The sequence below is a fragment of the Stenotrophomonas sp. 05N37 genome (assembly GCF_056397365.1).
Map to the genome: position 1 here is coordinate 278,290 of NZ_JBFTNG010000005.1, position 26,293 is coordinate 304,582.

The 26,293-nt window shown below is 67.4% G+C and carries 28 protein-coding genes; 13 read left to right on the top strand and 15 right to left on the bottom strand.

Features of this window, described 5'->3' with window-relative positions:
- Position 1 precedes the first annotated feature (1 nt).
- Positions 2–1,069 (bottom strand): alpha-ketoacid dehydrogenase subunit beta, encoded by a 1,068-nt coding sequence (locus AC1DGC_RS15540; protein ID WP_478048299.1) that lies wholly within the window; start codon positions 1,067–1,069, stop codon positions 2–4.
- Positions 1,062–2,144: a pyruvate dehydrogenase (acetyl-transferring) E1 component subunit alpha gene (gene pdhA, locus AC1DGC_RS15545; RefSeq protein WP_259208862.1), complete on the bottom strand. Its 1,083-nt coding sequence runs from the start codon at positions 2,142–2,144 to the stop codon at positions 1,062–1,064. Before pdhA ends, AC1DGC_RS15540 begins: the two co-directional genes overlap by 8 nt.
- 335 nt (positions 2,145–2,479) lie before the next feature.
- On the opposite strand from pdhA, the gene AC1DGC_RS15550 reads away from it, so the two are divergent.
- The 3 genes from AC1DGC_RS15550 (at position 2,480) to AC1DGC_RS15560 (ending at position 5,716) form a co-directional block, all read left to right on the top strand.
- Complete coding sequence (locus AC1DGC_RS15550) at positions 2,480–3,358, top strand: tryptophan 2,3-dioxygenase (protein WP_259208864.1); 879 nt, start codon at positions 2,480–2,482, stop codon at positions 3,356–3,358.
- A 241-nt stretch (positions 3,359–3,599) separates the two neighbouring features.
- The gene (locus AC1DGC_RS15555) at positions 3,600–5,102 is read left to right on the top strand and encodes a peptide MFS transporter (RefSeq protein WP_259208865.1); all 1,503 of its coding nucleotides are present in this window, start codon (positions 3,600–3,602) and stop codon (positions 5,100–5,102) included.
- A gap of 8 nt (positions 5,103–5,110) precedes the next feature.
- Positions 5,111–5,716, top strand: a complete 606-nt coding sequence (locus AC1DGC_RS15560) for a thioredoxin family protein (RefSeq protein ID WP_478048300.1) — start codon at positions 5,111–5,113, stop codon at positions 5,714–5,716.
- Between the two features lie 56 nt (positions 5,717–5,772).
- Here the strand turns inward: AC1DGC_RS15560 and AC1DGC_RS15565 are convergent, their stop codons facing one another.
- Positions 5,773–6,177 (bottom strand): DUF6795 domain-containing protein, encoded by a 405-nt coding sequence (locus AC1DGC_RS15565; protein ID WP_394164777.1) that lies wholly within the window; start codon positions 6,175–6,177, stop codon positions 5,773–5,775.
- An 89-nt stretch (positions 6,178–6,266) separates the two neighbouring features.
- Positions 6,267–6,674: a DUF6795 domain-containing protein gene (locus tag AC1DGC_RS15570; protein WP_449335433.1), complete on the bottom strand. Its 408-nt coding sequence runs from the start codon at positions 6,672–6,674 to the stop codon at positions 6,267–6,269.
- Positions 6,675–6,899: 225 nt separating this feature from the next.
- Here AC1DGC_RS15570 and AC1DGC_RS15575 point away from each other — a divergent pair, with 225 nt between their 5' ends.
- Positions 6,900–8,036 (top strand): hypothetical protein, encoded by a 1,137-nt coding sequence (locus AC1DGC_RS15575; protein WP_478048301.1) that lies wholly within the window; start codon positions 6,900–6,902, stop codon positions 8,034–8,036.
- A gap of 32 nt (positions 8,037–8,068) precedes the next feature.
- Here AC1DGC_RS15575 and AC1DGC_RS15580 read toward each other — a convergent pair whose 3' ends face one another.
- Entirely contained in the window at positions 8,069–8,560 is a 492-nt protein-coding gene (locus tag AC1DGC_RS15580) for a MarR family winged helix-turn-helix transcriptional regulator (protein ID WP_478048302.1), read from the bottom strand.
- A 174-nt stretch (positions 8,561–8,734) separates the two neighbouring features.
- Between AC1DGC_RS15580 and hppD the strand changes: the two genes are divergently transcribed.
- From hppD to AC1DGC_RS15595, 3 genes are all read left to right on the top strand, one after another.
- Positions 8,735–9,805: a 4-hydroxyphenylpyruvate dioxygenase gene (gene hppD, locus AC1DGC_RS15585; protein WP_449335450.1), complete on the top strand. Its 1,071-nt coding sequence runs from the start codon at positions 8,735–8,737 to the stop codon at positions 9,803–9,805.
- Between the two features lie 124 nt (positions 9,806–9,929).
- Positions 9,930–11,231, top strand: a complete 1,302-nt coding sequence (gene hmgA / locus AC1DGC_RS15590; protein ID WP_478048303.1) for a homogentisate 1,2-dioxygenase — start codon at positions 9,930–9,932, stop codon at positions 11,229–11,231.
- The gene (locus AC1DGC_RS15595; RefSeq protein WP_478048304.1) at positions 11,228–11,995 is read left to right on the top strand and encodes a pentapeptide repeat-containing protein; all 768 of its coding nucleotides are present in this window, start codon (positions 11,228–11,230) and stop codon (positions 11,993–11,995) included. The genes hmgA and AC1DGC_RS15595 overlap by 4 nt, the downstream gene beginning before the upstream one ends.
- Before the next feature lie 33 nt (positions 11,996–12,028).
- Here AC1DGC_RS15595 and AC1DGC_RS15600 read toward each other — a convergent pair whose 3' ends face one another.
- Complete coding sequence (locus AC1DGC_RS15600; RefSeq protein ID WP_478048305.1) at positions 12,029–12,556, bottom strand: hypothetical protein; 528 nt, start codon at positions 12,554–12,556, stop codon at positions 12,029–12,031.
- Positions 12,557–12,710: 154 nt separating this feature from the next.
- On the opposite strand from AC1DGC_RS15600, the gene AC1DGC_RS15605 reads away from it, so the two are divergent.
- Both AC1DGC_RS15605 and AC1DGC_RS15610 read left to right on the top strand, forming a co-directional pair.
- Positions 12,711–13,319, top strand: coding sequence for a hypothetical protein (locus AC1DGC_RS15605; RefSeq protein WP_478048306.1), 609 nt, complete (start codon positions 12,711–12,713; stop codon positions 13,317–13,319).
- 120 nt (positions 13,320–13,439) lie between these two features.
- Entirely contained in the window at positions 13,440–14,396 is a 957-nt protein-coding gene (locus AC1DGC_RS15610; RefSeq protein WP_478048307.1) for a sodium:calcium antiporter, read from the top strand.
- A 367-nt stretch (positions 14,397–14,763) separates the two neighbouring features.
- Here AC1DGC_RS15610 and AC1DGC_RS15615 read toward each other — a convergent pair whose 3' ends face one another.
- The 8 genes from AC1DGC_RS15615 to AC1DGC_RS15650 all read right to left on the bottom strand — a co-directional run bounded on the left by AC1DGC_RS15615 (position 14,764) and on the right by AC1DGC_RS15650 (position 22,633).
- Positions 14,764–15,141 carry a Na+/H+ antiporter subunit G gene (locus AC1DGC_RS15615; RefSeq protein ID WP_259208891.1) on the bottom strand — a complete coding sequence of 126 codons (378 nt, stop codon included), beginning with the start codon at positions 15,139–15,141 and terminating at the stop codon, positions 14,764–14,766.
- Entirely contained in the window at positions 15,138–15,422 is a 285-nt protein-coding gene (locus AC1DGC_RS15620; RefSeq protein ID WP_038685776.1) for a K+/H+ antiporter subunit F, read from the bottom strand. Before AC1DGC_RS15620 ends, AC1DGC_RS15615 begins: the two co-directional genes overlap by 4 nt.
- Complete coding sequence (locus tag AC1DGC_RS15625) at positions 15,419–15,925, bottom strand: Na+/H+ antiporter subunit E (RefSeq protein WP_259208897.1); 507 nt, start codon at positions 15,923–15,925, stop codon at positions 15,419–15,421. The genes AC1DGC_RS15620 and AC1DGC_RS15625 overlap by 4 nt, the downstream gene beginning before the upstream one ends.
- Positions 15,922–17,457 carry a monovalent cation/H+ antiporter subunit D gene (locus AC1DGC_RS15630; protein ID WP_259208900.1) on the bottom strand — a complete coding sequence of 512 codons (1,536 nt, stop codon included), beginning with the start codon at positions 17,455–17,457 and terminating at the stop codon, positions 15,922–15,924. Before AC1DGC_RS15630 ends, AC1DGC_RS15625 begins: the two co-directional genes overlap by 4 nt.
- Entirely contained in the window at positions 17,454–17,843 is a 390-nt protein-coding gene (locus AC1DGC_RS15635) for a Na+/H+ antiporter subunit C (protein WP_259208902.1), read from the bottom strand. Before AC1DGC_RS15635 ends, AC1DGC_RS15630 begins: the two co-directional genes overlap by 4 nt.
- Positions 17,843–20,671, bottom strand: coding sequence for a monovalent cation/H+ antiporter subunit A (locus tag AC1DGC_RS15640; RefSeq protein WP_478048308.1), 2,829 nt, complete (start codon positions 20,669–20,671; stop codon positions 17,843–17,845). Before AC1DGC_RS15640 ends, AC1DGC_RS15635 begins: the two co-directional genes overlap by 1 nt.
- Before the next feature lie 367 nt (positions 20,672–21,038).
- Positions 21,039–21,521 (bottom strand): Mpo1 family 2-hydroxy fatty acid dioxygenase, encoded by a 483-nt coding sequence (locus AC1DGC_RS15645; protein ID WP_259208907.1) that lies wholly within the window; start codon positions 21,519–21,521, stop codon positions 21,039–21,041.
- 185 nt (positions 21,522–21,706) lie between these two features.
- The gene (locus AC1DGC_RS15650) at positions 21,707–22,633 is read right to left on the bottom strand and encodes a phosphoribosylaminoimidazolesuccinocarboxamide synthase (RefSeq protein WP_394163994.1); all 927 of its coding nucleotides are present in this window, start codon (positions 22,631–22,633) and stop codon (positions 21,707–21,709) included.
- A 143-nt stretch (positions 22,634–22,776) separates the two neighbouring features.
- Between AC1DGC_RS15650 and AC1DGC_RS15655 the strand changes: the two genes are divergently transcribed.
- The 4 genes from AC1DGC_RS15655 to yegS all read left to right on the top strand — a co-directional run bounded on the left by AC1DGC_RS15655 (position 22,777) and on the right by yegS (position 25,475).
- Positions 22,777–23,106, top strand: coding sequence for a J domain-containing protein (locus tag AC1DGC_RS15655; protein ID WP_259208912.1), 330 nt, complete (start codon positions 22,777–22,779; stop codon positions 23,104–23,106).
- Positions 23,107–23,147: 41 nt separating this feature from the next.
- Positions 23,148–23,825 carry a ribulose-phosphate 3-epimerase gene (gene rpe, locus AC1DGC_RS15660; RefSeq protein WP_449335425.1) on the top strand — a complete coding sequence of 226 codons (678 nt, stop codon included), beginning with the start codon at positions 23,148–23,150 and terminating at the stop codon, positions 23,823–23,825.
- Positions 23,826–23,834: 9 nt separating this feature from the next.
- Positions 23,835–24,317 (top strand): GNAT family N-acetyltransferase, encoded by a 483-nt coding sequence (locus AC1DGC_RS15665; protein ID WP_394164072.1) that lies wholly within the window; start codon positions 23,835–23,837, stop codon positions 24,315–24,317.
- Between the two features lie 228 nt (positions 24,318–24,545).
- Positions 24,546–25,475: a lipid kinase YegS gene (gene yegS, locus AC1DGC_RS15670; RefSeq protein WP_259208917.1), complete on the top strand. Its 930-nt coding sequence runs from the start codon at positions 24,546–24,548 to the stop codon at positions 25,473–25,475.
- Positions 25,476–25,506: 31 nt separating this feature from the next.
- Here yegS and AC1DGC_RS15675 read toward each other — a convergent pair.
- The coding region (locus tag AC1DGC_RS15675; RefSeq protein ID WP_478048309.1) for an ankyrin repeat domain-containing protein at positions 25,507–26,293 on the bottom strand (787 nt) is incomplete at its 5' end.

Consider the following 26,293-nt stretch of genomic DNA (forward strand, 5'->3'; position numbering starts at 1 on the left):
GTCAGCCTGCCGCAATGGCGCGTTTGGCCGCGCTCACGATCCGGTCCACGCTGGGCAGGTACTTCATTTCCAGGCGGAACAGCGGAATGTGGGTGTCATAGCCGGTGACGCGCTCGACCGGTGCCAACAGGTCGTACAGCGATTCCTCGGCCAGGCGCGCGGCGATTTCCGCACCGAAGCCCGCGGTCTTCGGCGCTTCCTGCACGATCACGCAGCGGCCGGTCTTGGCCACCGATTCGGCGATGGTGGCAAAGTCCAGCGGGCGCAGCGTGGCCACGTCGATCACTTCGGCGCTGATGCCTTCGCCGGCCAGCTTGTCGGCCGCTTCCAGCGCTTCCTTCACCTGCGCACCCCAGGTCACCAGGGTCACGTCGGTGCCATCGCGCAGCACGAAGCACACGTCCAGCGGCAAGGCTTCGCCGTCGTTGACGACCACTTCCTTGTACTGGCGGTAGATGCGCTTGGGCTCCATGTAGATCACCGGATCCGGCTCGCGGATCGCGGCCAGCAGCAGGCCGTAGGCACGCTGCGGGGACGACGGCAGCACCACGCGCAGGCCCGGCACGTTGGTGAAGATCGATTCGTTGGCTTCGCTGTGGTGTTCCGGGGCGCGGATGCCACCGCCCCACGGCACGCGCAGCACCATCGGGCAGTGCAGGCGGCCACGGGTGCGGTAACGCAGGCGCGCGGCGTGGCAGATGATGTGGTCCACCATCGGGTACATGAAGCCGTCGAACTGGGCTTCGGCGACCGGCTTCATGCCCTGCGCGGCCAGGCCGATGGTCAGGCCGGCGATGGTGGTTTCATCCAGCGGGGTGTCCAGGACGCGGTCGGCGCCGAAGCGCTGCTGCAGGCCGGCGGTGGCGCGGAACACGCCGCCGTTGACGCCCACGTCCTCGCCCAGCACCAGCACCGACTTGTCGTGCTCCAGCTCCCAGGCCAGGGCCTGGGTGATGGCTTCGATGAGGGTGATCGGGGTGGTGGTCATGCTCTGTTCTCCGCGCGCGACGGCGGCGCTGTCGGCGGCGTTGGTCTGCGCGCCGGAGGCGCCGTTCTTGATCTCATCCATGGCGCTGCTCCAGGGCGATCGCCTGCGCACGCTGGGCCAGCAGGTCCTGCGGCGGATCGGCGTAGAGGAAGTCGAACATCGCCTCGACCGGCTGCACCGGGGTGTTGAGGTAGAGGTTCACTTCCTCGTCCACGCGCTTGCCGCACTCGGCGGTCCACGCCGCTTCCTCCGCCTCGCTCCACACACCGGCATGGGTGAGGTACTTGCGCAGGCGCAGCATCGGCTCGCGCTGCCAGGCATCCTTCACCTCGGCGTCATCGCGGTAGCGGCGCGCGTCATCGGCGGTGGTGTGGTCGGACAGGCGGTAGGTCATCAGTTCCAGCACCGTGCCACCGTCGCCGGCCAGCGCGCGCTCGCGCGCCTGCAGCATGGCGGCCATCACCGCGATCAGGTCGTTGCCGTCCACCTGCAGGCAGAACAGGCCACCGGCCAGGCCCTTCTGCGCCAGCGTTTCGGCACCGGTCTGGGCCGAACGCGGGACCGAGATGGCCCAGCCGTTGTTGACGATGCACAGGATCAGCGGGAGCTTGTAGGCACCGGCGGAGTTGAGCGCAGCGTAGAAGTCGGTCTTGGAGCTGCCGCCATCGCCGCACACCGCGACCGCGATCTGCTTCTCGTTGTTGAGCTTGAACTTCAGCGCGGCGCCGGCGGCGTGCAGGCACTGGGTGGAAATCGGCACGCAGAACGGGAAGTCCTTGGCCGCGTTGCCGCCGTAGTCGTTGCCACGCTCGTCGCCGCCCCAGTACATCAGCACGTCGCGGGGGCGCACGCCACGCATGAACATCGCGCCGTACTCGCGGTAGGACGGCGCGAACACGTCGTCCTTCTGCATCGAGGCGCCAATACCCACGTGCGCGGCTTCGTGGCCCAGGCAGGCGGCGTAGGTGCCCAGCTTGCCGGTGCGCTGCAACGCGATCGACTTGCCGTCGAACACGCGCACGAACAGCATCTGCTTGAACATGGGCAGCAGCGCGCGCGGGTCGCGCAGCGCCTCGGGCAGGTCATCGCGGACGAGCATGCCGTCCGTGTCCAGGTACTGGAGGTATTCGATCTTGAACTCAGCGGCAACCGTCATTGCGTACTGCACCTTCGACAGGAAGTTACAAATGATATGAATTGCCATGTTAAGGAAGGCGTACGAAAAAGCCGTCCTGCGGCGCAGCAAGTGTCCCGGTGGACATTACGCCGATATACCCCATCGGGGGTTCGAAATGCCAATGACTGCAACGTATTCAGTTGCTGCAACCGGGCATGAGCGGGTGCTGGCGGGGCCGGTCAGGCGGCAGCCGTGGGCGGCCTGCCCGCGCAGAAATCGCGGCCAGGCCTGGCACCACACGGCGGCGTAGGGTGCCCGCCGCCCGGGAGCGCATGCTCTGCGCTACCCTTTGACCCCCTCATTTGGCCCACGCCATGTCCGTCGAGAAGAACCAACGCGACCTCGAAGCCGGTATCCACACCGATCTGGAGGGGCGCCTGACCTACGGCGGCTACCTGCGGCTGGACCAGCTGCTCAGCGCCCAGCAGCCGCTGTCCAACCCGCCGCACCACGATGAGATGCTCTTCATCATCCAGCACCAGACCTCCGAGCTGTGGTTGAAGCTGCTGGCCCACGAACTGCGCGCGGCGATCGGCTTCCTGCAGCGCGATGAGGTCTGGCAGTGCCGCAAGGTGTTGGCGCGCAGCAAGCAGGTGCTGCGCCAGTTGACCGAGCAGTGGTCGGTGCTGGAAACCCTGACTCCCTCGGAGTACATGGGCTTCCGCGACGTGCTGGGCCCGTCCTCGGGCTTCCAGTCGCTGCAGTACCGCTACATCGAGTTCCTGCTGGGCAACAAGAACGCGCAGATGCTGCAGGTGTTCTCGCACGACCCGGCCGGCCAGGCGCAGCTGCAGGAGGTGCTGGACGCGCCGAGCCTGTACGAGGAATTCCTGCGCTACCTGGCGCGCTTCGGCCACCCGGTCCCGGCCGCGTACACCGGCCGCGACTGGCGCCAGCCGCACGTGGCCGACGATGCCCTGCACCCGGTCTTCGAGCGGATCTACCAGAACACCGACCGCTTCTGGCGCGAGTACGCCCTGTGCGAGGACCTGGTGGACCTGGAGACCGCCTTCCAGCTGTGGCGCTTCCGCCACATGCGCACGGTGATGCGGGTGATCGGCTTCAAGCGCGGTACCGGCGGCTCCAGCGGGGTGGGGTTCCTGCGCCAGGCGCTGGAGCTGACCTTCTTCCCGGAGCTGTTCCAGGTGCGCACCACGATCCGCAACGACGACCCGATGCCGCCGGACGCCTGATCCGGCCGGTGCACGAATAAGCCTATTCATATTTGTCGAGCGCATCCGCCGTACGGTGCGAGAGGCCCCGCCGTTGCTGCGCTGGCGGGGCCGGCCGGTGGTTGCAGATGCAAGTTCAGCGACCGTGCCGGCAGTTGCAGGAATCGGCGTGTATTTGACGTGAACGCCGTTGGTCTGGGATTCTCCCGCGCTGTTTCGCACATCGGACGTGCATGTCTTCCACCGAACCCAGGAATCCCGCATGAGCGTAGACGCCGCCGCGAAATCCGTCCCCGATCCGGCGCTGCCGGAGTTCAAGACCACGATGGGCCACCCGCGCCCGCTGTGGATGCTGTTCATGACCGAATTCTGGGAGCGCTTCGCGTTCTACGGCATCCGCTGGGCGCTGGTGCTGTACATCGTGTCGCAGTTCTTCGAAGGCGACGCGGCCGGCCAGGCCGCCGCCAGCCGGACCTACGGTGCCTACCTGGCGCTGGTCTATGCCGCGGCCATCTTCGGTGGCTACGTCGCCGACCGGGTGCTGGGGTACCAGCGCTCGATCCTTACCGGGGCGGTGATCATGGCCGCCGGCCTGTTCATGGTGGCCATGCCGAACAAGGAAGTGTTCGAGCTGGGCCTGGCCACGATCATCATCGGCAACGGCCTGTTCAAGCCCAACATCTCCACCATGGTCGGCAAGCTCTACGGCCTGAAGGATGAGCGCCGCGACTCGGGCTTCACCATCTTCTACATGGGCATCAACATCGGCGCGATGATCGCCCCGGTGCTCACCCAGTACCTGGCCGAGCAGGTCTTCGGTACCCAGGCGATGCCGTCCTACAAGATGGTCTTCATCGCCTCGGGCATCGGCATGCTGATCAGCCTGGTGTGGTTCTACATCGGTCGTGCCGGCCTGAAGGGCATCGGCGCACCGCCGGTCGGTGCCGAAGGCTTCGGCCGCATCGTCATGGTGTTCGTCGGTGCCCTCGTCGCCATCCCGGTCGCCTACTTCCTGCTGTCCACCGGCGCCACCGCGCTGGCCTGGATCCTGGGCGTGATGTTCATCGCCCTCGGCGTGCTGCTGCTGGTCGAAGGCATCCGGGAGGGTAAGGTCCAGCGCGACCGCGTGATCGCCATGCTGATCATCTTCGTCTTCAACGTGATGTTCTGGATGTTCTTCGAGCAGGCCGGCAGCTCGTTCACCTTCCTGGCCGATGAGATCGTCAACCGTAATCTCGGCGGCTGGACCTTCCCGACCGCCTGGTTCCAGTCGGTCAACTCGGTGGCCATCATCACCCTGGCCCCGATCATCGCCTGGATCTGGATCAAGCTGGGCCGCGCCAACCCGTCGATCCCGCGCAAGTTCGGCCTGGGCCTGCTGTTCAACGGCGCGGCGTTCGCACTGCTGATGCTGGCGCTGTCGAGCATGGTGGTGGATGGCAAGATCCCGTTCTGGACGCTGTTCATGGTCTACGTCATCCAGTCGGTGGGTGAGCTGTGCCTGTCGCCGATCGGCCTGTCGATGGTGACCAAGCTGGCACCGGTGCGCCTGGTCGGCTTCGGCATGGGCGGCTGGTTCCTGTCCACCGGCATCGGCAACAACCTGTCGGGCATCTTCGCCGGCGTGGTCAGCGGCGAAGGCGGCATGACCGTCGAATCGGCGCTGAAGGGCTACACCTTCGGCTTCTGGGCGTTGATCATCTCCGGCGTGCTGCTGTTCCTGCTCGCCCCGCAGATCAACAAGCTGATGCACGGCGTCAAGTGAGGTCCCCGATGCGCATGCAAGCCTGGGGCTATTCGATGATCGTGGCCGCCCTGCTGGCCGCCTGCTCGCCATCGTCGGCGCCCACCGCTGCGCCTGCGCAGCCGGTGGACACCACGCCGCAGAAGGCAGCGGTCGCCGATCCCGGCGAACCGGTCGCCTCGGGCAACACCCCGGCCGCGGCCGATGTCGCGGCCATCGCCGCGCTCAACGCGCAGTTCGACCCGGGCCGTGATCCGGTCGCCGACCTGGCCACGGCCAAGGTCGAGGCCCAGCGCGGTGGCAAGCGGATCGTGCTGGACGTGGGCGGCGAGTGGTGCTCGTGGTGCCACCTGATGGATGCCTTCATCGAAGGCGATGCGGAGATCCGCAGCTTCCGCGACGCCCACTTCGTGTGGATGAAGGTCAACTACAGCGAAGACAACGAGAATGCGGCGTTCCTGTCGCAGTTCCCGGCGATCAAGGGCTACCCGCACCTGTTCGTGCTCGACGCCGACGGCACGTTGCTGCATTCGCAGTTCACCGGCGAGCTGGAGGCCGACAAGGGGCAGCCCAAGGGCTACAACCGCACGCGGTTCTTCGCCTTCATGAAGGACTGGGCGCCCAAGGCGCCGTAAGCAGAAAAGCCGCGGATTCCGCGGCTTTTTTTTGTCGCGTGCTGCAGGGAGTCGAGCTACTTCAGCACGCAGATGCCGAAGGTTTCGGTGTCGGGATGGGCGACCGCCTCGTGCGCGAGGTCGCACACCAACGCCAACGGCCGACCCTTCACTTCGCCCAGCCGGTCGTAGTTGTGCTTGGCCATGAACCAGCCCGTGTGCTCCTTGCCCTGGTAACGCAGCGTGAGGCGTTGGACGATGACCGGCTCATGCGGCAGCAGTCCGGCCGTCCACGACGTTCCGGTCACTTCCGCGAAGTGGAAGCGGCCCTGCGCATCGGTGGTCACGGTCGTGGTGCGCTTCTGTTCGCCCCAGTGCCAGTGGTAGTCCTGCTCCACTTCGACGCCCTGCACCGGCTGCCCGTTCAGCAGCACGGTGCCGTGCACTTCGGAGAACAGATACAGCGTCTTTGAAAAGGCCATTGCCCATCCTGGTGTGAGGAGTCCCGCCAGCAGCAGCGTGAGGCAGGTCAAGCGGATCCGTTGTGCGTTCATGGCCGTGGCTCGCCTGCTCAACGCAGCGTGCAGATGCCGAAGGTTCTCAGCTCCGGACGGGCCACTGCGTCGTCGGCCAGGTCGCAGACCAGCTGCAGCGGCCGGCCGGCCACTTCGCCCAGCCGGTCGTAGTTGTCCTTGCCGTGGCTCCAGCCGCTGTATTCCTTGCCCAAGTAGCGCAGGGTGATGGTCTGCATGATCACCGGCTGGTGGGGCAGCAGATTGGCGGTCCACGACGTTCCGGTCACTTCCGCAAAGTGGAAGCGCCCCTGCGCATCGGTGGTCACGGTCGTGCTGCGCTTCTGTTCGCCCCAGTGCCAGTGGTAGTCCTGCGCCACTTCGACGCCCGGCACCGGCTGCCCGTTCAACAGCACCGTGCCATGCACTTCGGAAAACAGATACAGCGTCTTTGAAAAAAATGCCATCGCCCCTCCTGGCGTGAGAATGCCTGCAAGCAGCAGGGTGCAACCGGCCCATCGCCTCGTTCCGGAATGCATTGGCGCGCCCTGCCTCGTCCCTGATCAAGCGGCCATGGTCGCATCATTGGCCGCGCTGCCGGAACCCGCCCTCAACTTCCGCGCCTGCCTGCCGCTATCCCCAAGGACCTCATGCCGCGCAGTTCGTGGCGCACAACCGACGGATCGATACGCATGCAGCCGGGCACCAGCGACAGCACTTCCGATACCACCCTCGAGGCACCGGCTGGCGTGAGCCTGCCGCCGGTGGACGTCCTGCTCGACGACCACGGCGCTGGCGAGACCGCCGCCGCCGACACGCCCGCCCCCGGCGCGATCCGCTACCGCCTGCCGTTGGTGGCCGTGCCGGACAACGTGCTGCTCAAGGCCGCGGTGCAGAAACTGGTCGAGCAGAAAACCCAGCTGGACATGCTGGCGCGCACCCCGGACCTGGCCGGCGTGCTGCCGGCCGAGTGGCAGGGCAGCGGGGTGCGGGCGGTGGACCTGCAGGGCTTCGTGCTGTCGGTGCTGCCGTTCCTGCACAACGCGGCCAAGGCCGAGACCTCCCCGGCGCGGCTGCCGCTCAAGCACGTGCTGGGCGATACCGGGCGCTGGGACAGTGGCGACGTGGACGAGCCCAAGTCGCTGGCGTTCTTCCTGGCCAGCGACGATCGCGCCAGCGCGGGTGCCAAGGACCCGGCCGAGGCCTACCTGGTGGCCGCGCTGGGCCTGGCCTGGGCGCACGAAGGGCGCACCCGCCCCGGCTTCCTGCGCCAGATGGGCTACGACAGCATGGCCGCGCGCGTGCACCTGCTGCCCTATCCGGAGCCGGGCCAACTGGCGCTGTATGGCGTGGTCGCCAACGGGGTGAGCCAGCTGTGGTGCGTGCTCGACCGGCGCAAGCTGCGCCCGCTGCTGGCGCCGTGGATCAGCGTGCCCTTGCTGACCGCCTACGGGGTCGCGGCGCCGGGGACATGGCCGACCTCATTCCCACCGGTGGAGGAGGTGGTGCAGATGCTGGCCACCGCGCGCACCGGCAAGGGGCCGGTGGAAGTGGACCTGACCAAGGTCGCCGCCAAGGTCCAGCAGGACGCCTCGGCCGAAACCTGGATGCCGGTGAGCCTGCTCCAGGTCGGCACCTGGGCGCCGCGCTGGGGCTACTTCATGGCCACCTTCATCGGCCTGCCGACGGCGCTGCTGGTGCTGGCCGCGCTGGCCCTGCCCAACGCCATCGAAGCGGCGGTGGTGGCCGCCTCGCTGGCGTTCGCCGGTGGCGCCATCGGCGCGCTGGCCGCGCCCTGGGTACATGCCCGGCGCAAGCACCTGAGCTGACCCGCAACGCCCCTGCGGGGGCGTCGCCGGGCTCAGCCATGGTCCATTTTCTGCAGGCCTTCCCCGGCCAGGCGCAGGATCAGCGTTTCCAGCATCTGCTCCTCCTCCTCGCTCAGCACGGACATCAGCTTGCGGGTGATCTCGATCACCAGCGGGGCGATGGTCTCGTACACCTCGAAGCCGGCCGCCGACAGCGCCAGCACCGAGCGGCGGCGGTCATCGCCGTGGGTTTCACGCTTGATGAAGCCCCGCTCGAGCAGTCTGGCCACGGCGCGGCTGACGGCCACCTTGTCCATCGCGGTGCGGTCGGATACCTCGCTGGCCGAGGAGCCGGGGTACAGGGCCAGGATGGTGATGACCCGCCATTCCGGGATCGCCAGACCGTAGCGGTCCCCGTACAGCTTGGCGATATTGCCGCTGACCCGGTTGGACAGCACGCTCAGCCGGTACGGCAGGAACTGCTCCAGGTCGAGCAGGGCGTGCGAGGCGCGGATGCTGTGGCTGCTGGGATCGGGTGGGCTCATGCTGCGGTGCACCTTGATGGTGGTTTCATGTGAAACTATAAACCTTAGTTCCGGACACCGCATTCTCGCGGGTCTGCCTTCCGCCCGCACCTGGTTTTTTCCGCTGCGGACCTGCTTTGGAGCCACATCATGACCAGCCAACTGAGCACCGCGTCCTACGCACCCGATCCGGGCATGCAGGTCACCACCTTCGAAAACCCGATGGGCATCGACGGTTTCGAGTTCGTCGAGTTCGCCGCACCGGCCGGCCGCGGCACCGAACTGCACGACTACTTCCGCAAGATGGGCTTCACCGCGGTGCTGCGCCACAAGCGCCGCGCGATTACCGTCTACCGCCAGGGCGACGTCAACTTCCTGGTCAACGAAGAGCCGGACTCGTTCGCTGCCGATTTCGCCGACAAACACGGTCCCTGCGCCTGCGGCTTCGCCATCCGCTTCAAGAAGCCGGGTGATGAGGTGTACCAGATGGCGCTGGGCAACGGTGCCGAGCCGATCGACTTCAAGCCCGAATCCAAGGCCGTGCCGGCGCCGGTGATCAAGGGCATCGGCGACTGCATGCTGTACCTGGTGGATCGCTACGGCGCGGCCGGCAGCATGTTCGATGCCGACTACGCGCCGATCGAAGGCGTCAACCAGCGCCCGACCGGGTTCGGCCTGACCTTCATCGACCACCTCACCCACAACCTGTATTTCGGCAACATGCAGCAGTGGTCGGACTACTACGAGCGCCTGTTCAACTTCCGCGAGATCCGCTACTTCGACATCAAGGGCCTCAAGACCGGCCTGGTGTCCAAGGCGATGACCGCCCCGGACGGCATCGTGCGCATCCCGCTCAACGAATCCTCCGATCCGAAGAGCCAGATCAACGAGTACCTCGACGCCTACAAGGGCGAGGGCATCCAGCACATCGCCTGCTTCACCGACAACATCTACGACACCGTGGAAGCGATGCGCGCCCAGGGCGTGGAGTTCCTCGACACGCCGGACACCTACTTCGACGTGATCGACATGCGCGTGCCGGGGCATGGCGAAGACGTGGCGCGCCTGGCGAAGAACAAGATCCTGATCGACGCCGATCCGGAAACCAAGCAGCGCAAGCTGCTGCAGATATTCACCACCAACTGCATCGGCCCGATCTTCTTCGAGATCATCCAGCGCAAGGGCAACGAAGGGTTCGGCGAAGGCAACTTCACCGCGCTGTTCGAAAGCATCGAGCGCGACCAGATCAAGCGCGGCGTGCTGTAACGTCACCCGGCATCGGTCCGGCGCGGCGTCCGCAGCGCCGGACCACCTCGTCGCGCCGGGCGCTGCCCGGCTGCTTCAATGCCCCCCATTGCACACCTCCCAGGCTCCGCCAGGACACGCACAGATGAGCACCTCCATCACCGCCCGCGGCTACCAGACCGGCTTTGGCAACGAGTTCGCCACCGAGGCCGTCCCCGGCGCGCTGCCGGTAGGACGCAATTCGCCGCAGCGGGTTGCGCATGGCCTGTACGCCGAACAGCTGTCGGGCACCGCGTTCACCGCACCGCGCGGCAGCAACCGGCGCAGCTGGCTGTACCGCATCCGCCCGGCGGTGGCGCACGGCGAATTCAGCGCGTACGCCCAGCCGCACCTGCACGGCGATTTCGCCGCCGGGCCGGTGTCGCCCAACCAGCTGCGCTGGGACCCGCTGCCGCTGCCCGGCACCCCCACCGATTTCATCGATGGCCTGTACACCATGGGCGGCAACGGCGCGCCCGATGCGCACCATGGCGTCGGCATCCACCTGTACGCAGCCAACGCCGACATGCAGGGCCGTTACTTCTACAACGCCGACGGCGAGCTGCTGATCGTGCCGCAGCTGGGCCGCCTGCGCCTGCTCACCGAGCTGGGCGTGATCGAGATCGAGCCGCAGCAGGTGGCGGTGATCCCGCGTGGTGTGCGCTTCCGGGTCGAACTGCCGGACGGTGAGGCACGTGGCTACGTCTGCGAAAACTTCGGCGCGCTGCTGAAGCTGCCGGACCTGGGGCCGATCGGGTCCAACGGCCTGGCCAATCCGCGCGATTTCGAAACACCGCAGGCCGCCTTCGAGAACATCGAGGCTACTTTCGAGCTGATCGCCAAGTTTGGCGGGCAGCTGTGGCGTGCCGACATCGACCATTCGCCGCTGGACGTGGTCGCCTGGCATGGCAACTACGCGCCTTACCGCTACGACCTGCGTCGCTTCAACACCATCGGCTCGATCAGCCACGACCATCCGGACCCGTCGATCTTCCTGGTGCTGCATTCGCCCAGCGATACCGCCGGCACCAGCAACATGGACTTCGCCATCTTCCCGCCGCGCTGGCTGGTGGCGCAGGACACGTTCCGCCCGCCGTGGTTCCACCGCAACATCGCCAGCGAGTTCATGGGCCTCATCCACGGTGCCTACGATGCCAAGGCCGAGGGGTTCGTCCCCGGCGGCGCCTCGCTGCACAACTGCATGAGTGGCCACGGCCCGGATGCGGCGACCTTCGACAAGGCGTCGGCGGCCGACCTGAGCAAGCCGGACGTGATCAAGGACACCATGGCCTTCATGTTTGAAACGCGTGGCGTGATCCGCCCCACCGCGCAGGCGATGGACGCCGCGCACCGGCAGCGTGGTTACCAGCAGTGCTGGAAGGGGCTGAAGGCGAACTTCGTCCCGTGACGTCGGCGTTGCCGAAGGCCGCGTTGGCGATGTTGTACGCGGCGGGGGCATCGCTGCCGCTGCCGCCTCGTGCGCGTTTCGTGGACGAGCAGATCGACGACCTGGCGCTGCAGGGCGTGAACCTGGCAGCGCCGATCTTCGAGGGGTGCCGGGTGCAGCGGGGAACGTTCGCGCACTGCGATTTCTCCGGTGTCCGCTTTTTCCACCGCAACCAGCTGGCCGGCTGCCGCTTCACCCGCGCGGACTTCCGCAACAGCGGGCTCAATGACACCGTGTTTCGCGAGTGCGTCTTCGACCGGTGCGACTTCCGCCAGAGCCGGTTCAATGAGTGCATGCTCGACCGCTGCACGTTCATCAACTGTCGGATCGTGGACACCGACATGCCCGCGCACGCCACCACCGGGTGTCGCTTCGAAGGCACGTTGAAGGACGTGAGATTCGTTGCCGCCGGTGCACCGGCCCAGCTGGACGCCGATTTCAGCCGCTGCATCCTGGACGACGTGTCCTTCGAAAACTGCCGGCTGGACCACGTCGTCCCACCGCGTGACCCCCGCCATGTCTACGTGCGGGACGTCGCGGTGCGCGCGCGGCGCGCATTGGATGCGTTGCCGGCCGCGCCGCACGACACGACCACCAAGGTCCTCATGCGCCGTCTTCGCCGTTATGCGCAGATGCAGGGCACTGTTCTCAACCTGGACAACCTGCGTTGCGTGGAAGACCCCGCCGTGGCCGCGGCGTTGATTGCCGCGCTCGCGGTGGCGTGATCCAGGGTTCCGGCGACGGGTCGCGAACCCTGCTCAGGCCGTGGCGATCGCGGCATGGGCCAACTGCGCGGCGTGCGCATCCGGCATGGCCTCCACCACGCGCTGCCGCACCCGCTCGGCATACCCGGGCGAGGTCAGCCCGGGCAGCGCCCTCAGGGCGGTGTGCAGCGAGGCGATGACGTCTTCGTCGCTGCGCGCGCGCTGCAAGGCGTGGAACAGCGCGGCGGCCTGCGGGTGGCGCTGCAGTTCGAGGATGCCCAACAGGTAGATGCGCGCGGCCACCAGCGAGCGACGGCGTTCGGCAGGGGCGGGCGCGGCCACGGGTGCCGCGCCGGGCGGCGCCGGCAGCGTGGCCGTTTCCAGCGCTGCGCTGGACACCAGGTACCCGGCCTGGATCAGCTGGATCACCATGGCGGAGGCCTCCGGCCCGATCATGCCGGTGAGCTGGGCCAGGTCGCGCTGGCCGTCGCACAGGATCAGCAGGCGGCGCTGGCGCATGTCCAGCGGCGCGCGGTGGGCCTGCAGGGCGGTGCGGGCGAGGTCGGTCTTGCGCGGTTGCATGGGCGTGGGGTCGATGCGGTGCAGGCCGAGCCTGAACCCGGCAGGTGAAACCGCGATGACAATCACGTTCCTGCATGCAGCCGCTGCACGGCGATCGCGCTAGGCTGCCGGGCACTGACTGGAGGACACGCATATGAAGCAGCTGGGAAGCGTTTTGGCACTGGCTATCGTGCTCGCATTGGGTGGCTGCGCGCGCAGCCCGGAAACCCCGTCGAAGGACGCCGATGCGGCCACGCCGGCACCGACCCCGACCGCGCCTGCTGCCGGCGCTGCGCCAGAACAGGGGGCGGCTGCCGGCTCCGATGCCGCCGCCGCCGCGACCGGTCCGGCCCGGCTCGATGGCTACGGCCCGGTCGCCCTGGGCAGCACCCTGGAGCAGGTGCAGGCCGCCTGGAAGGAACCGCTGCAGGGCGAGGTTCCGGACGACTACTGCCACGCGCTGCGGCCGCAGGGCGCGCAGGCCGATGACGTGGTCTTCATGATCGAAGGCAAGCGACTGGTCCGCTACGACGTGCGCAACGACCGCATCGTCGCACCCGGCGGCGGTAAGGTCGGCATGTCGCTGGGCCAGTTGCAGACGCTGTACCCCGATCGCGGCGACGTCACCGCGCACAAGTACGACGAGAAGGGTCACAACCTGCGGGTGCGCCCGGCCACCGAGGGGGGCGCGCTGATCAACTTCGAGATCGGCGGCGACGGCAATGTCACCGCCTGGCGGGTCGGCCAGACCCCCCAGGTCGACTACGTCGAAGGCTGCTCGTAAGCCAGCGGCGGCGCGTGCCCGGAGCGGGCCGCGCCGCTGCACCCTGCGTCGGCGGTGTCCTCACCCCCCTGCGCGCGCGCTGGCTCTAGAATCGGGCCATTGCTGCCTGGGGATGTGCCGATGATTGCTGCTACCGCGTGGTTCCTGCTGGGATTGCTGCTGCTCGCGCTGGGCGGCGACTCGATCGTCAAGGCGGCCTCGGGCCTGGCCCAGCGCTTCGGCGCCTCGCCATTCGTGGCCGGGCTGCTGCTGGTGGCCTTCGGCACCTCGCTGCCCGAGCTGGTGGTCAACGCCCGCGCGTTCGTGGTCGGGGCCGAAGAACTGGCGCTCGGCAACGCGGTCGGCAGCAACATCGTCAACGTCGGGCTCACCCTGGGCCTGGCCGCGCTGGCGGCCCCGTTGCTGGTCCGCGCCCGCTTGCTGTCACCGTTGCTGGTGCTGCTGGCCGTGGCCAGCCTGGCCCTGATCGTGTTCGGCCTGGATGGCGTGGTGACGCGCTGGGAGGGCGGGCTGCTGCTGCTCGCTTTCGTGGCCGTGCTGGTGTTCCTGCTGCGGCAGGCGCGGCGCGAATCCGAGCCGGTGCGCGAGGCCATTGCCGGCTATGCGATGACCCGCACCGGGCTGTTCCTCAACGTGCTGCGGCTGGTGTTCGCCGCGCTGTGCCTGTACTACGGCGCGCGCTGGATCGTGCAGGCCGCGCCGGTGTTCGGCGCCGGCCTGGGCTGGTCGCCGCTGCTGGTCGGCCTGCTGCCGGTGGCCATCGGCACGGCGCTGCCGGAAGTGGCCGCGGCGATCGCGGCGGCACGGCGTGGGCAGGGCGACATGGTGCTCGGCCACGTGATCGGTTCAAGCCTGTTCAACCTGCTGGTGGTGGTCGGCGGCATGGCCGCGCTGCGACCGCTGGCGGTGCCGGCCTCGTTCGTGCGCCTGGAACTGCCGGCGGCGATCGCGTTCGTGCTGGTGCTGTACCCGATGCTGCGGGGTGACCTCACCATCAGCCGTCGCGAGGGCGGGGTGCTGGTGGTGGCGTTCCTGGCCTGGATCGGGTTGGAGCTGGCGCTGGTCCGGGGCGGCTGAACGAAGCCGCGCGTAGCGCCGACCGTTGGTCGGCTGCTCCAGGTGCGATGTGAGTGCAGCCGACCAACGGTCGGCTCTACGCGTGGGATTGGCAATAGCCGACCAACGGTCGGCTCTACGGGTGGGATTGGCGGCAGCCGACCAACGGTCGGCTCTACGCGTGGGATTGGCAATAGCCGACCAACGGTCGGCTCTACGCGTTGGGATTGGCAATAGCCGACCAACGGTCGGCTCTACGTGCGGGATTGGCGGCAGCCTACCAACGGTCGGCTCTACGCGTGGGATTGGCGGCAGCCGACCAACGGTCGGCTCTACGTGGTTCCTGGCGGGTATCCGATGCCGGTCCGGGATCCACCTGGCTTCCTCATTACGGCGCCTGGTCGACGTCCGGTTGCGGCGGCGGCAACTGCTCTTCCTTGGCGGTCTCATGCCCCGGCAGGCTCGGGCGCTTCTCCATCATCAGCGACAGCGCTGCCTTGGCCATCATGTGCGCGCTGATCGGCGCGGTGATGAACAGGAACACGGTGATCAACAGCTCGCGCGGCTGCGGGTCCTGGCCCAGGAAGATGTGGTAGCAGACCGAGCCGACCAGCACACAGCCCACGCCGAGCGTGCTGGCCTTGGTCGGTGCGTGCAGGCGCTTGAAGAAGGTGGACAGCTTCACCAGGCCGAGCGCGCCGACCAGGATGAAGAAGCAGCCGAACAGCAGCAGGATCGACAGCACGATCTGGATGACGGTGATCATTCGACGATGTCCCGGCGCAGCACGAACTTGCTCAGCACCACGGTGCTGCCGAAGCCGAGCATGGCGATGATCAGCGCCGCCTCGAAATACACCGCCGAGTTGAGGTACATGCCGAACAGCATCAGCTCGGCAATGGCGGTGACCGACAGGGTGTCCAGCGCCAGGATGCGGTCGGGCACGGTCGGGCCGCGCAGCAGGCGCCAGGTGGCCAGCAGCATGGCCAGCCCGACCACGTGCATGCACACCACCATGGTGGTCTGGATGAAGGTGTAACCGGTCATGGGAAGATCTCCATCAGCGGGGCTTCGTAACGGCGTTTGATCTGCGCGATCAGCTCGTCCGGGTCGTCCAGGTGCAGCACGTGCACCAGCAGGTAGCGGCGGTCGTCGGACAGGGCCGCCGATACCGTGCCCGGGGTCAGCGTGATCATGCTGGTGAGCGCGGCGATGCCGTGGATGTTGGCGATGTCCAGCGGCAGCCAGATGAAGCCGGGGTGGATGCGACGCTCCGGCCCGAGAACCTGGATGGCCACGCGGATGTTGGATGCCAGGATGTCCCACAGCGTCACGAACAGCAGCTTGGGCACCGGGCGCAGGGAACCGATGCGGGCGAACTCGCGGTCCAGGCGCGCGGCGAACAGCGGCACCACCAGGCCCAGCAGCATGCCCAGCACGAACTGGCCGACGGTGAAGCTGTCGGACATCAGCAGCCAGAACGCCACCACCATCACGCTCAACGAGGGCGACGGGATCAGGCGCTTGTACAGCGAAGGCGTACGCGTCATGGCTGGCGGATCTCCGGCGGGGTGGCGCGCAGCTCGCCGACATAATCGCCGGGATGCAGCAGCTGGTTGGCCATCGCATCGGTGTGCTGCATCAGCGGGCCGGCGAACAGGCTCATGGCGATGCCGTAGCAGAGCAGCAGCGCGGCGGCGAACAGTTCGACGGTGCGGGTCGGTGCCTTGCGTGGCGGCGGTACGCCTTCTTCCTGCACCGGCACGCGCCAGAACAGGCGGATGCCGCCGCGGGTGAGGCCCACGATCACCATCAGGCTGCTGCCCAGCACCACCGTCCAGACTACGGCGGTGTACTGCGCCGGCATCCCGGCCAGCAGCGCGGCCTTGGCCAGGAACCCGGACAGCGGGGGCAGGCCGGCCACGGCCACCGCCCCGATCAGGAACAGCACGGCGGGCGTCTGCTTGCCAGGCATCGGCGCGATGATTTCCTTCCTGTCGCTGGCCCCGCCGCGGCGGCGGCGGATCAGGTCGGCGATCAGGAACAGCGCGGCGGCCACGAAGGTGCTGTGGGGCAGGTAATACAGCCCCGCCGACAGCACCTGCGGGGTACGCACGGCGAAGGCGATGAACAGCGTCGCCGCCGACACCACCACCAGGTAGGAAATCATCACCCGCAGGCGCGCGGCGGCCAGCACGCCCAGCCCGCCCAGCACCAGGGTGGCCACGCCGGCCCACAGCAGCCAGTCGCTGCCGTAGCCGGCCATCGGGCCGGCGCCCTCGCCGAACCACAGCGTGCTCACCCGCAGCACCGCATACAGGCCGACCTTGGTCATGATCGCGAACAACGCGGCCACCGCGGCCGGCGCGCGCGCATAGGCCTCGGGCAGCCACAGGTACAACGGCATCAGCGCCGCCTTGCTGCAGAACACCAGCAGCAACAGGCCCATGGTCGCCTTGACCAGCACCAGGTGCGAGGCCGGCACCTCGGCGATGCGCTGGGACAGCTCGGCCATGTTGAGCGATCCCAGCGAGGCATACAGCAGGCCGAGGGCGATCAGGAACAGGGTCGAGGCGGTGACGTTGAACACCACGTAATGCAGGCCGATGCGCATGCGCAGGCCGCGCCCGCCACTGAGCAGCAGGCCGTAGGAGGCGATCAGCATCACCTCGAAGAACACGAACAGGTTGAAGATGTCGCCGGTCAGGAAGGCACCGTTGAGGCCGACCAGCTGGAACTGGAACAGCGCATGGAAGTGCGGCGCGCGCCGGTCCCAGCCCGAGCACGCATGCAGCAGGCACGGGATGGCCAGCAGCAGGGTGGTGACCAGCATCCATGCCGACAGCCGGTCGGCCACCAGCGCGATGCCCAGCCGTGCCGGCCAGTCGCCCAGCAGGTACACCGCGATGCTGCCATCGGCAGTCTGGGCGAACAGCAGGGCCACCGCCGCCGCCAGCGCGGTTAGCGTGGTCCAGGCCACGCTGCGCTGCACCCTGGGGCCATAGCGGCGATGCTCGACGAACAGCGAACAGGCCGCGCCGAACAACGGAATCAGGATCGGCAGGATCACCGCATGGTTCATGCGCCACCCTCCCGGCCCGGCGCGGTATCGGCGGGGGCGTCGTCGGCCTCTTCTTCGTGCGCGTCGACGTGGTCGCTATGGTTGTCGCTGCGGCTGCGCATGGCCAGCACGATGCTCACCGCGGTCATCGCAAAGGCGATCACGATCGCCGTCAGCACCAGCGCCTGCGGCAGCGGGTCGGTGTAGTTGCCCAGGTCGCTGTCGATGCCCTCGCGCAGCACCGGCGCCTTGCCGGTTACCAGGCGCCCACCGGCGAAGATCAGCAGGTTGGTGGCATAGGACAGGAAGGTCATGCCAAGGATGACGTCGAAGGTGCGCGCACGCAGCAGCAGGTAGATGCCGATCGCGCTCAATATGCCGATCGCGCTTGCCAGGGCCAGTTCCATCAGTGCATCTCCCCGGTTTCTGCCGAACGACGGTTGGGATCGATCTCGCCCTTGCGGGCGTTGCGGGTGCGCGAGGGCTTGATCGTGCCCATCATCGACAGGATCAGCATCGCCCCGCCGAACACCACCAGGTACACGCCGGTGTCGAAGCCGATCGCGCTGGCCAGCGGGACCTCGCCGATCAGCGGGATATGCAGGTCCAGGTGGCCGCTGGTCAGGAACGGCACCCCGAACAGCATCGACGCGCTGCCGCTGACGATCGCGATCAGCAGGCCGGCACCGATGCAGCGGATGTAGTCGAAGCCGAACCGCGACTCCACCGAGGTGGTGCCCTGGATGACGTACTGGATCAGCAGCGGCACGGCCAGCACCAGGCCGGCGATGAAGCCGCCACCGGGCGCGTTGTGGCCGCGCAGGAACAGGAAGATCGACACGGTGAGGGTGAGCGGGAACATGATCTGGGCCAGATCGGCCGGCACCGGCAGCTTGATCGGCGGGCCCGGCATGATCTGCTCCGGCGCCATCCGCGAACGCCGCAGCATCGCGTGCACCACCAGCGCGGCGATGCCGAACACGGTGATCTCGCCGAAGGTATCGAAGCCGCGGAAGTCGACCAGGATCACGTTGACCACGTTCTGGCCATAGGCCTCGGGCAACGCACGGGCGACCAGCTCGCCGGCCATCGTATTGGGCGGCAGCGTCATCGCCGTATACGCCAGGGCGGCCAGGCCGCCGCCGCCGATCACCGCGATCAGCGCGTCGCGGCGCTTGCGCCAGCGCGAATGCTCCGGCGGCGACTGGGTGGGCAGGTAGTTCATGCCCAGCAGCATCAACACCAGCGCGACCATCTCTACCAGCAGCTGGGTCAGGGCCAGGTCGGGGGCGGACAGGAAGACGAAGGTAAGCGACACCATCAGCCCCACGCCCCCCATCACCAGCACCGCCAGCAGGCGCTGCCGATACACGAACAGGGCACTGACCGCGCAGGCCATCATCACCAGCCACAGGGTCCAGCCCAGCAGTGGCAGCGGTTGCGGCGACGGCCAGTTCGGCGACCCCGGGTTGGCCACGAACGGGGCCAGCGCGACGATGATCGCCACCACCACCAAGGCCATCAGCATGCGCTGCAGGCTGCCGTTGGCCAGCGCCTGGGTCAGCCGGTGGGCGAAGCCGAACACCAGGTCCAGTTGCCTGTGGAAGATGTTGCGCCCGATCGCACGGGTCACCACGGCATGCAGGTCGATCAGGCGGCGCAGCCCGAAGTACAGCGCGACGCCGCCCACGACGCCGGCGAGGCTCATCATCAGCGGCATGTTGAAGCCATGCCACACCGACAGGCTGTAGGCCGGCATCGCCGTGCCCAGGATCGAGGATGCGGCGGCGTGCAGCACCGGGGCAATGGTGATCGCCGGCGCCACCCCGACCGCCACGCACACCACCACCAGCACTTCCACCGGCACCTTCATCCAGCGCGGCGGCTCATGCGGTACCCGGTCCAGGTCGTGTGGCCCCTTGCCGAAGAAGGTGTCGTGCACGAAGCGCAGGCTATAGGCCACGCCGAACACGCCGGCCAGCAGCGCGGCGATGGACATGGCCAGGCGCATGGTTTCCGGGCCGCCGGCGTCCAGCGCCTCGGCGAACAGCATCTCCTTGGACAGGAAGCCGTTGAGCAGCGGGATGCCGGCCATCGCCAGCGAGGCGATGATCGCCAGCGTGCTGGTGAACGGCATCAACCGGCGCAGCCCGCCCAGCTTGCGCATGTCGCGGGTGCCCGTTTCGTGGTCGATGATGCCCGCTGCCATGAACAGCGAGGCCTTGAAGGTGGCGTGGTTGAGGATGTGGAACACGCCGGCCACCACCGCCATCGGCGTGGACAGCCCGAACAGCATCGTGATCAGGCCCAGGTGGGAGATCGTCGAATACGCCAGCAGGCCCTTGAGGTCGTGCTGGAAGATCGCGTTCCAGGCGCCGATCAGCAGGGTGATCGCGCCGATGCCGCTGACCGTGTAGAAAAACAGGTCGGTACCGGCCAGGGCCGGATGCAGGCGCGCCAGCAGGAACACGCCGGCTTTGACCATCGTGGCCGAGTGCAGGTAGGCCGAGACCGGGGTCGGCGCGGCCATCGCCTGCGGCAACCAGAAGTGGAACGGGAACTGCGCGCTCTTGGTGAAGATGCCGGCCAGCACCAGGAACAGCGCGTAGGGGTAGAGCGCACTGGCCCGGATCGTGTCACCGGCGGCCAGCACCGCGTCCAGTTCGAAACTGCCGACGATGCGGCCGATCAGCAGCACGCCGCCGAGCAGGGCCAGGCCACCGCCACCGGTCACCACCAGCGCCATCCGCGCGCCTTCGCGGGCGTCCTGGCGGTGCGACCAGAAGCCGATCAGCAGGAACGAGCTGATGCTGGTCATTTCCCAGAACACCATCAGCAGCAGCAGGTTGCCCGACAGCACCATGCCCAGCATGGCGCCCATGAACAGCAGCAGGTAGCAGTAGAAGCGATGGGCGCTGTCGCGCGGGCTGAGGTAGTAGTGCGCGTACATCACCACCAGCGCGCCGATCGCCAGCACCATGCCGGCGAACATCCAGGCCAGGCCGTCCAGGCGCAGCGAGAAGGCCAGCCCGATCTGCGGCAGCCATTGGCCGAAACTGCTTACGACCCTGCCGGCAAGGACCTCGGGGGTCATCGTGGCCAACAGCGCCAGCCCGCCCAACGGGGCGGCCGCGGCCAACCAGGCGGCCGTGGAGCGGGAGGTGCGGCGGAATGACGCCACGGCCACCGCCATCAGGAAGGGCAGGGCAAGTAGCAGGAGCAGGCTGGGATTCATGCAGGGAATACGGGATTCGCGAGCAGGTCGTTCAGTCTAACAGGCAGTCAATTGCTGCCGATACACCCGAATACGCCACCAATTGCATGTAACGTGCGTGATTCATTTTTTCAGCCCTCGTATCGCCCCCATTCGAGACCGCATGGGGGCGTATGGAACCGGTTGCGGGACTTTGCCGGATCTGGCCCCTCGGTGTACCCCGAAGCCAGCAACCACGGGGGCTGAACGCCAGCACGAAGATGAACGCCGGATGCATGCGGAGGCCCGGCCACGGCCATGCTGGACGCTCCGGCGTCGCGTGCCGGTGAGCATCCATCTCGTTCAGGAAAAATGACGCGTGCGCCGCCCGGTGGGCGGCACGGCACCCTCAGTAGGGCACGCCCATCCGGCGATACAGCTTGGCCACGACCCAGGCCGGCCCGATCAGCAGGTAGGTCAGGTCGGTGAGGAAACTCGGCTTGCGCCCCTCATGCTTGTGGCCGATGAACTGGGCGATCCAGGCCACCACGAACACGCCGATGGCCAGCCAGAACAACTTCTGCAGGCCGATTTCGGCCTCCAGCAGGCGGCACAGGCAGCCGAACACGAACAACAGCACCAGCATGCCGATGCCCAGTGGGCGTGAGAGCTTGTTGTAGAAACACCATGCGGCAAACATGGCAAACCCCGCCCAGATCCCGTTCTGGAACCAGGTGATCAGCGGCGGCAGGCACCACAGCAGCGCCACCACCGACCACAGGATCGCCGGCACCGCCACCACGTGGATGCGCTGGTTGAGCGCATTGCGGTGATCGTCGGAATAACTGGCGAAGTAGCGGTCGATCGGGCGCGCAACGGTGGTGGTGGTCATGTTCCCTCCCAGGAATCGGCACAGCATACCGCCCCGGCGGGTAGAGCCGACCGTTGGTCGGCTGCTCCTCGCCCAGACGATACCCATCGCGCTGCACGCGATAGGCGACTCACGGCCCCGGCAGTCGACCCACGGGCGACTCTACGCCAGGACCCCCTGCCATCACCGCCGGGGGTGCAGGCGAATCAGTCGACCGAGATCCCGGCCAGACGCTGCAGCGCCTCGGCGTACTTGGCGCGGGTACGCTCGATGATCTCCGCCGGGATGGACGGGCCCGGGGCGGTCTTGCCCCAGTCCAGCGTCTCCAGGTAGTCGCGCACGAACTGCTTGTCGTAACTCGGCGGGCTGGTGCCCACCTCGTATTCGTCGGCCGGCCAGTAGCGCGAGGAGTCCGGGGTCAGCATCTCGTCCATGATGTACAGGCGGCCGTCGGCATCGGTGCCGAACTCGAACTTGGTGTCTGCCAGCAGGATGCCGCGTTCGCGGGCGTAGTCGGCGGCGAACTTGTAGATGCGCAGGGTGGCATCGCGCACGCGCTCGGCCAGGTCCGCGCCCACCGCCTTGACCATCGCATCGAAATCGATGTTCTCATCATGGTCGCCCACGGCGGCCTTGGTCGACGGGGTGAAGATCGGCTCGGGCAGCTGCTCGGCCTGGCGCAGGCCATCGGGCAGGTCGATGCCGCTGACCTTGCCGGTGCGCTGGTAGTCCTTCCAGCCGCTGCCGATCAGGTAGCCGCGGGCGATCGCCTCCACCGGTACCGGCTTGAGCTTGCGGGTGACCACCGCGCGCTTGGCGTACAGCGCCGGGTCGACGCCGTCGGGCAGCACGCTGGCCACGTCGATGCCGGTCAGGTGGTTGGGCATCAGGTGCGCGGTCTTGGCGAACCAGAAGTTCGAGACCTGGCAGAGCATTTCGCCCTTGCCGGGGATCGGATCGGGCAGCACCACGTCGAAGGCCGACAGACGGTCGGTCGCGACCATCAGCAGGTAGTCCCCCGGCGGAGTGCCGGCGGGCAGCCGGTCGCGCGGAATGTCAAAAACATCACGCACCTTGCCGCGATGGCGCAAGGGCAGGCCGGGGAGATCGGATTGCAACAACGTGGTCGGCACGGGCACTCCTGGGGCTTCGTCATGACAGCTGTCCAGGGGACCCTGAGGGCCCGCACAGACAGCGGGCGGCCTAGTGTAAAGCGGGTTGGGGCCGCTGTGACGTAAAATGGGGCTCCTTTGTTGCCACGGCCGCCCAGACGACCATGCGCTGGTACGGAAAACTGCTCGGATTCATCGCCGGGGCCCTGCTGTTCAGGCCCAATCCGCTGTTCGGTGCCGTGGTCGGCCTGCTGATCGGGCATGCCTTCGACGCCGACTGGTTCCGCCTGAACAAGGAAAACCCCTACCGGGAGCTGGGGCTCACCTCCGAGGCGACCGATGCCGAGGTCGACCTGGCCTACCGCCGGCTGATCTCCCAGTACCACCCCGACAAGGTGGTCGGCGCCGCCCCGGAACTGCGCCAGCAGGCCGAGCGCAAGTCGCGCCAGCTCAACGCCGCCTACGACCGCATCAAGACCCTGCGCAAGCGCTGAGCGCGCGCGGCCCCCCTTTCCAAGTACTGAAGGCCCCGGCCATGTCCAACTGCATCATCGCCCCCTCCATCCTGTCCGCCGATTTCGCCCGCCTGGGCGAGGAAGTGGACAACGTGCTCGCCGCCGGTGCGGACTGGGTGCACTTCGATGTGATGGACAACCATTACGTGCCCAACCTGACCATCGGCCCGATGGTCTGCCAGGCGCTGCGCAAGCACGGCGTGACCGCGCCGATCGACGTGCACCTGATGGTCGAGCCGGTGGACCGCATCATCCCGGACTTCGCCGAGGCCGGGGCCACCTACATCAGCTTCCACCCCGAGGCCTCCCGCCACGTGCACCGCACCATCCAGCTGATCCGCTCGTTGGGCTGCAAGCCGGGCGTGGTGCTCAACCCGGCCACCCCGGTGGACATCCTGGACTGGGTGCTGGACGACCTGGACCTGGTGCTGATCATGTCGGTCAATCCGGGCTTCGGCGGCCAGGCCTTCATCCCCTCGGCGCTGGACAAGCTGCGTGCGGTCCGCAAGAAGATCGATGCCAGCGGCAAGGACATCCGCCTGGAAATCGACGGCGGCGTGAAGGCCGACAACATCGGCGCGATCGCCGCCGCCGGTGCCGACGCCTTCGTGGCCGGCTCGGCGATCTTCAACGCCAAGACCAGCTACCAGGACGTGATCGCGCAGATGCGCCACAACGTCGCCCAGGCGAGGGCCTGAGCCATGTCGGTGGCCACTGTGAACATCCGCGTGGCCACCGCCGCCGATGCGGCGCTGATCCTGCGCTTCATCCGTGAACTGGCGATCTATGAGAAGGCCGAGTCCTCGGTACAGACCGACGAGGCCGGCATCCGCGCGAGCCTGTTCGGGCCGGAGGCCAAGGCCCATGCCCTGATCTGCGAAGCCGACGGCGTGGCCATCGGCTACGCGGTGTATTTCTACAATTACTCCACCTGGCTGGGCCGCAACGGCATCTACCTCGAAGACCTCTACGTCAGCCCGGCCAGCCGCGGCAGCGGGGCAGGCAAGGCGCTGCTGCAGCACATCGCGCGCATCGCCGTGGCCGAAGGCTGCGGCCGCTTCGAGTGGTCGGTGCTGGACTGGAACGAACCGGCGATCCGGTTCTATGAGGCGGCCGGTGCGAAGCCGCAGAGCGAGTGGACGGTTTACCGGATGGACGGCGAGGCCTTGCGGGCCTTCGCCGAAGGCTGAGCACCCGTAGAGCCGACCGTTGCCCGGCTGCGCGCATCGCCGCTCAAAAAAAAGGCCGCACCCTCACGGATGCGGCCCTGGGAATACTCGGAGGCTGATCCTGCCTCCATCCATCGTCCCTGCTATGGCCTTCCATTCTCCGGCGGCCCGATGACCGTTTGATGACGTTCACCGGGCGCCACGGTGCGCGCTGATAGCCTGCGCTTCCCCCTGCCTTGGCCGAGCTGCATGCGTAGTCCCCACTGGCGTTTGATCCTCAACGGCAAGTCCACCGGCAACGTGGACCTGCGCGAAGCCGTGCACGCCCTGCGCGAGCGTGGGGTGCAGCTGGAGGTCCGGGTGACCTGGGAGGACGGGGATGCCGAGCGCTACGTGGCCGAGGCGATCGAACACGGCGTGGACACCATCATCGCCGCCGGCGGCGACGGCACCCTGAGCGAAGTGGCCGAGACCCTCGCGCACCGTCCCGAGCCCGCCGACGCGCTGCCGTCGCTGGGGCTGGTACCGCTGGGCACCGCCAACGACTTCGCCACCGCGGCCGGCATCCCGGTCGATCCGTTGGAGGCGCTGGACCTCATCGAGCAGCATCCCGCCCGCCCGATCGACCTGCTCAACATCGATGCCGACGGCAAGCGTTGGTGGTGTGCCAACGTGGCCAGCGGCGGCTTCGGCACCGAAGTCACCGTGGAGACCGACGAGGGCCTGAAGAAGGTGCTCGGCGGGCTGGCTTACCTGGTCACCGGCATCTCGCGACTGGGCCGGATCGACCCGATCCGCGCGCGCCTGCACACCCCGGACTTCGACTGGGAAGGCGGCTTCATTGCGCTGGGCATCGGCAACGGCCGACAGGCCGGGGGTGGCCAGGTGCTGTGCCCGGATGCCGTGATCGATGACGGGTTGCTGGATGTCACCGTGATCCCCGAACTCACCGGCGAAGTCGCCTCCACCATTGGCGCGCTGCTCAAGGGCGGCAAGCAGGGGGCGCTGGAGCAGGTTGCCGAGCGTACCCGTGCGCCGTGGGTGGAGATCCATGCCGAGGCTCCGATCACGCTGAACCTCGACGGCGAGCCGGTACAGGCCCGGCAGTTCCGGATCGAGTGCGTGGCCTCGCGGGTGCGGATGCATGTGCATCCGGGCAGCCACCTGCTGGGCGGCTGACTGCAAGGCGTGCCCGTTCAAGGCAGGCGGGTCACAGCAGCGGGATGTCTTCTTCCTTGCTGGGGAAGTTGAAGGCTTCGCGCTTCCTGCGGATGTGCTCGGGCATGGGCGGCCGCGGGATATTGCGTGCGATCAGCCGTTGCTGGCATTTTTTCTGCCAGGGCAGCAGGTCGGGCGAGGTGATTTCCCAGTAGATGGCTTCGACCATCAGTTGGCGCTGTGACTCGACGGGATCGGTGAACAGCCCTGTTTTGATGGTGGGGTCCGCCCCGTGTTCCAGCAGCCAGTAGGCGTGTTTGAATCCGCCACGCTTGGTGTACCAGCTGAGTACGGTGTCATCCCGGTAACTACTGCCCAAATTTACATCGGCCCCGCCCTCGACAAGGAGCTGGACGTTCTCCCATTGGTTGCCGCTGAGGAACGCTTGGAGGAGCAACGTTTCGTTGTCCGCATTCCGGGTATTCGGGTCTCCGCCGTGCTCCAAAAGGAGGCGGAGGTAGCGCGGGTCTTTCAGCTGGGCCGCATAAACCATGGCATTGTCATCGCGGTATGGCTTTCCTTGCAGTTGCCTTACCCGACGCGCGTTCGGGTCTGCGCCGCTTTCCAGCATCGCGCGCAAGCCTTCAAGACTCTGTGCGCGTAGCGGCCAGGCGAGCAACGGAATACCTTCGCGCTTTGAAAACGCTACGTCGGGATCCACGCCCTCGTCTTTCATGAGTCGCCGTATCTCCTTGGCGTCTCCCGTTTCGCTGGCGATGGCCAGATCCAGTGCCTTTCCCTCGAAGTAGCGATCAGCGCCATGCGAGGAAGCTGACGAG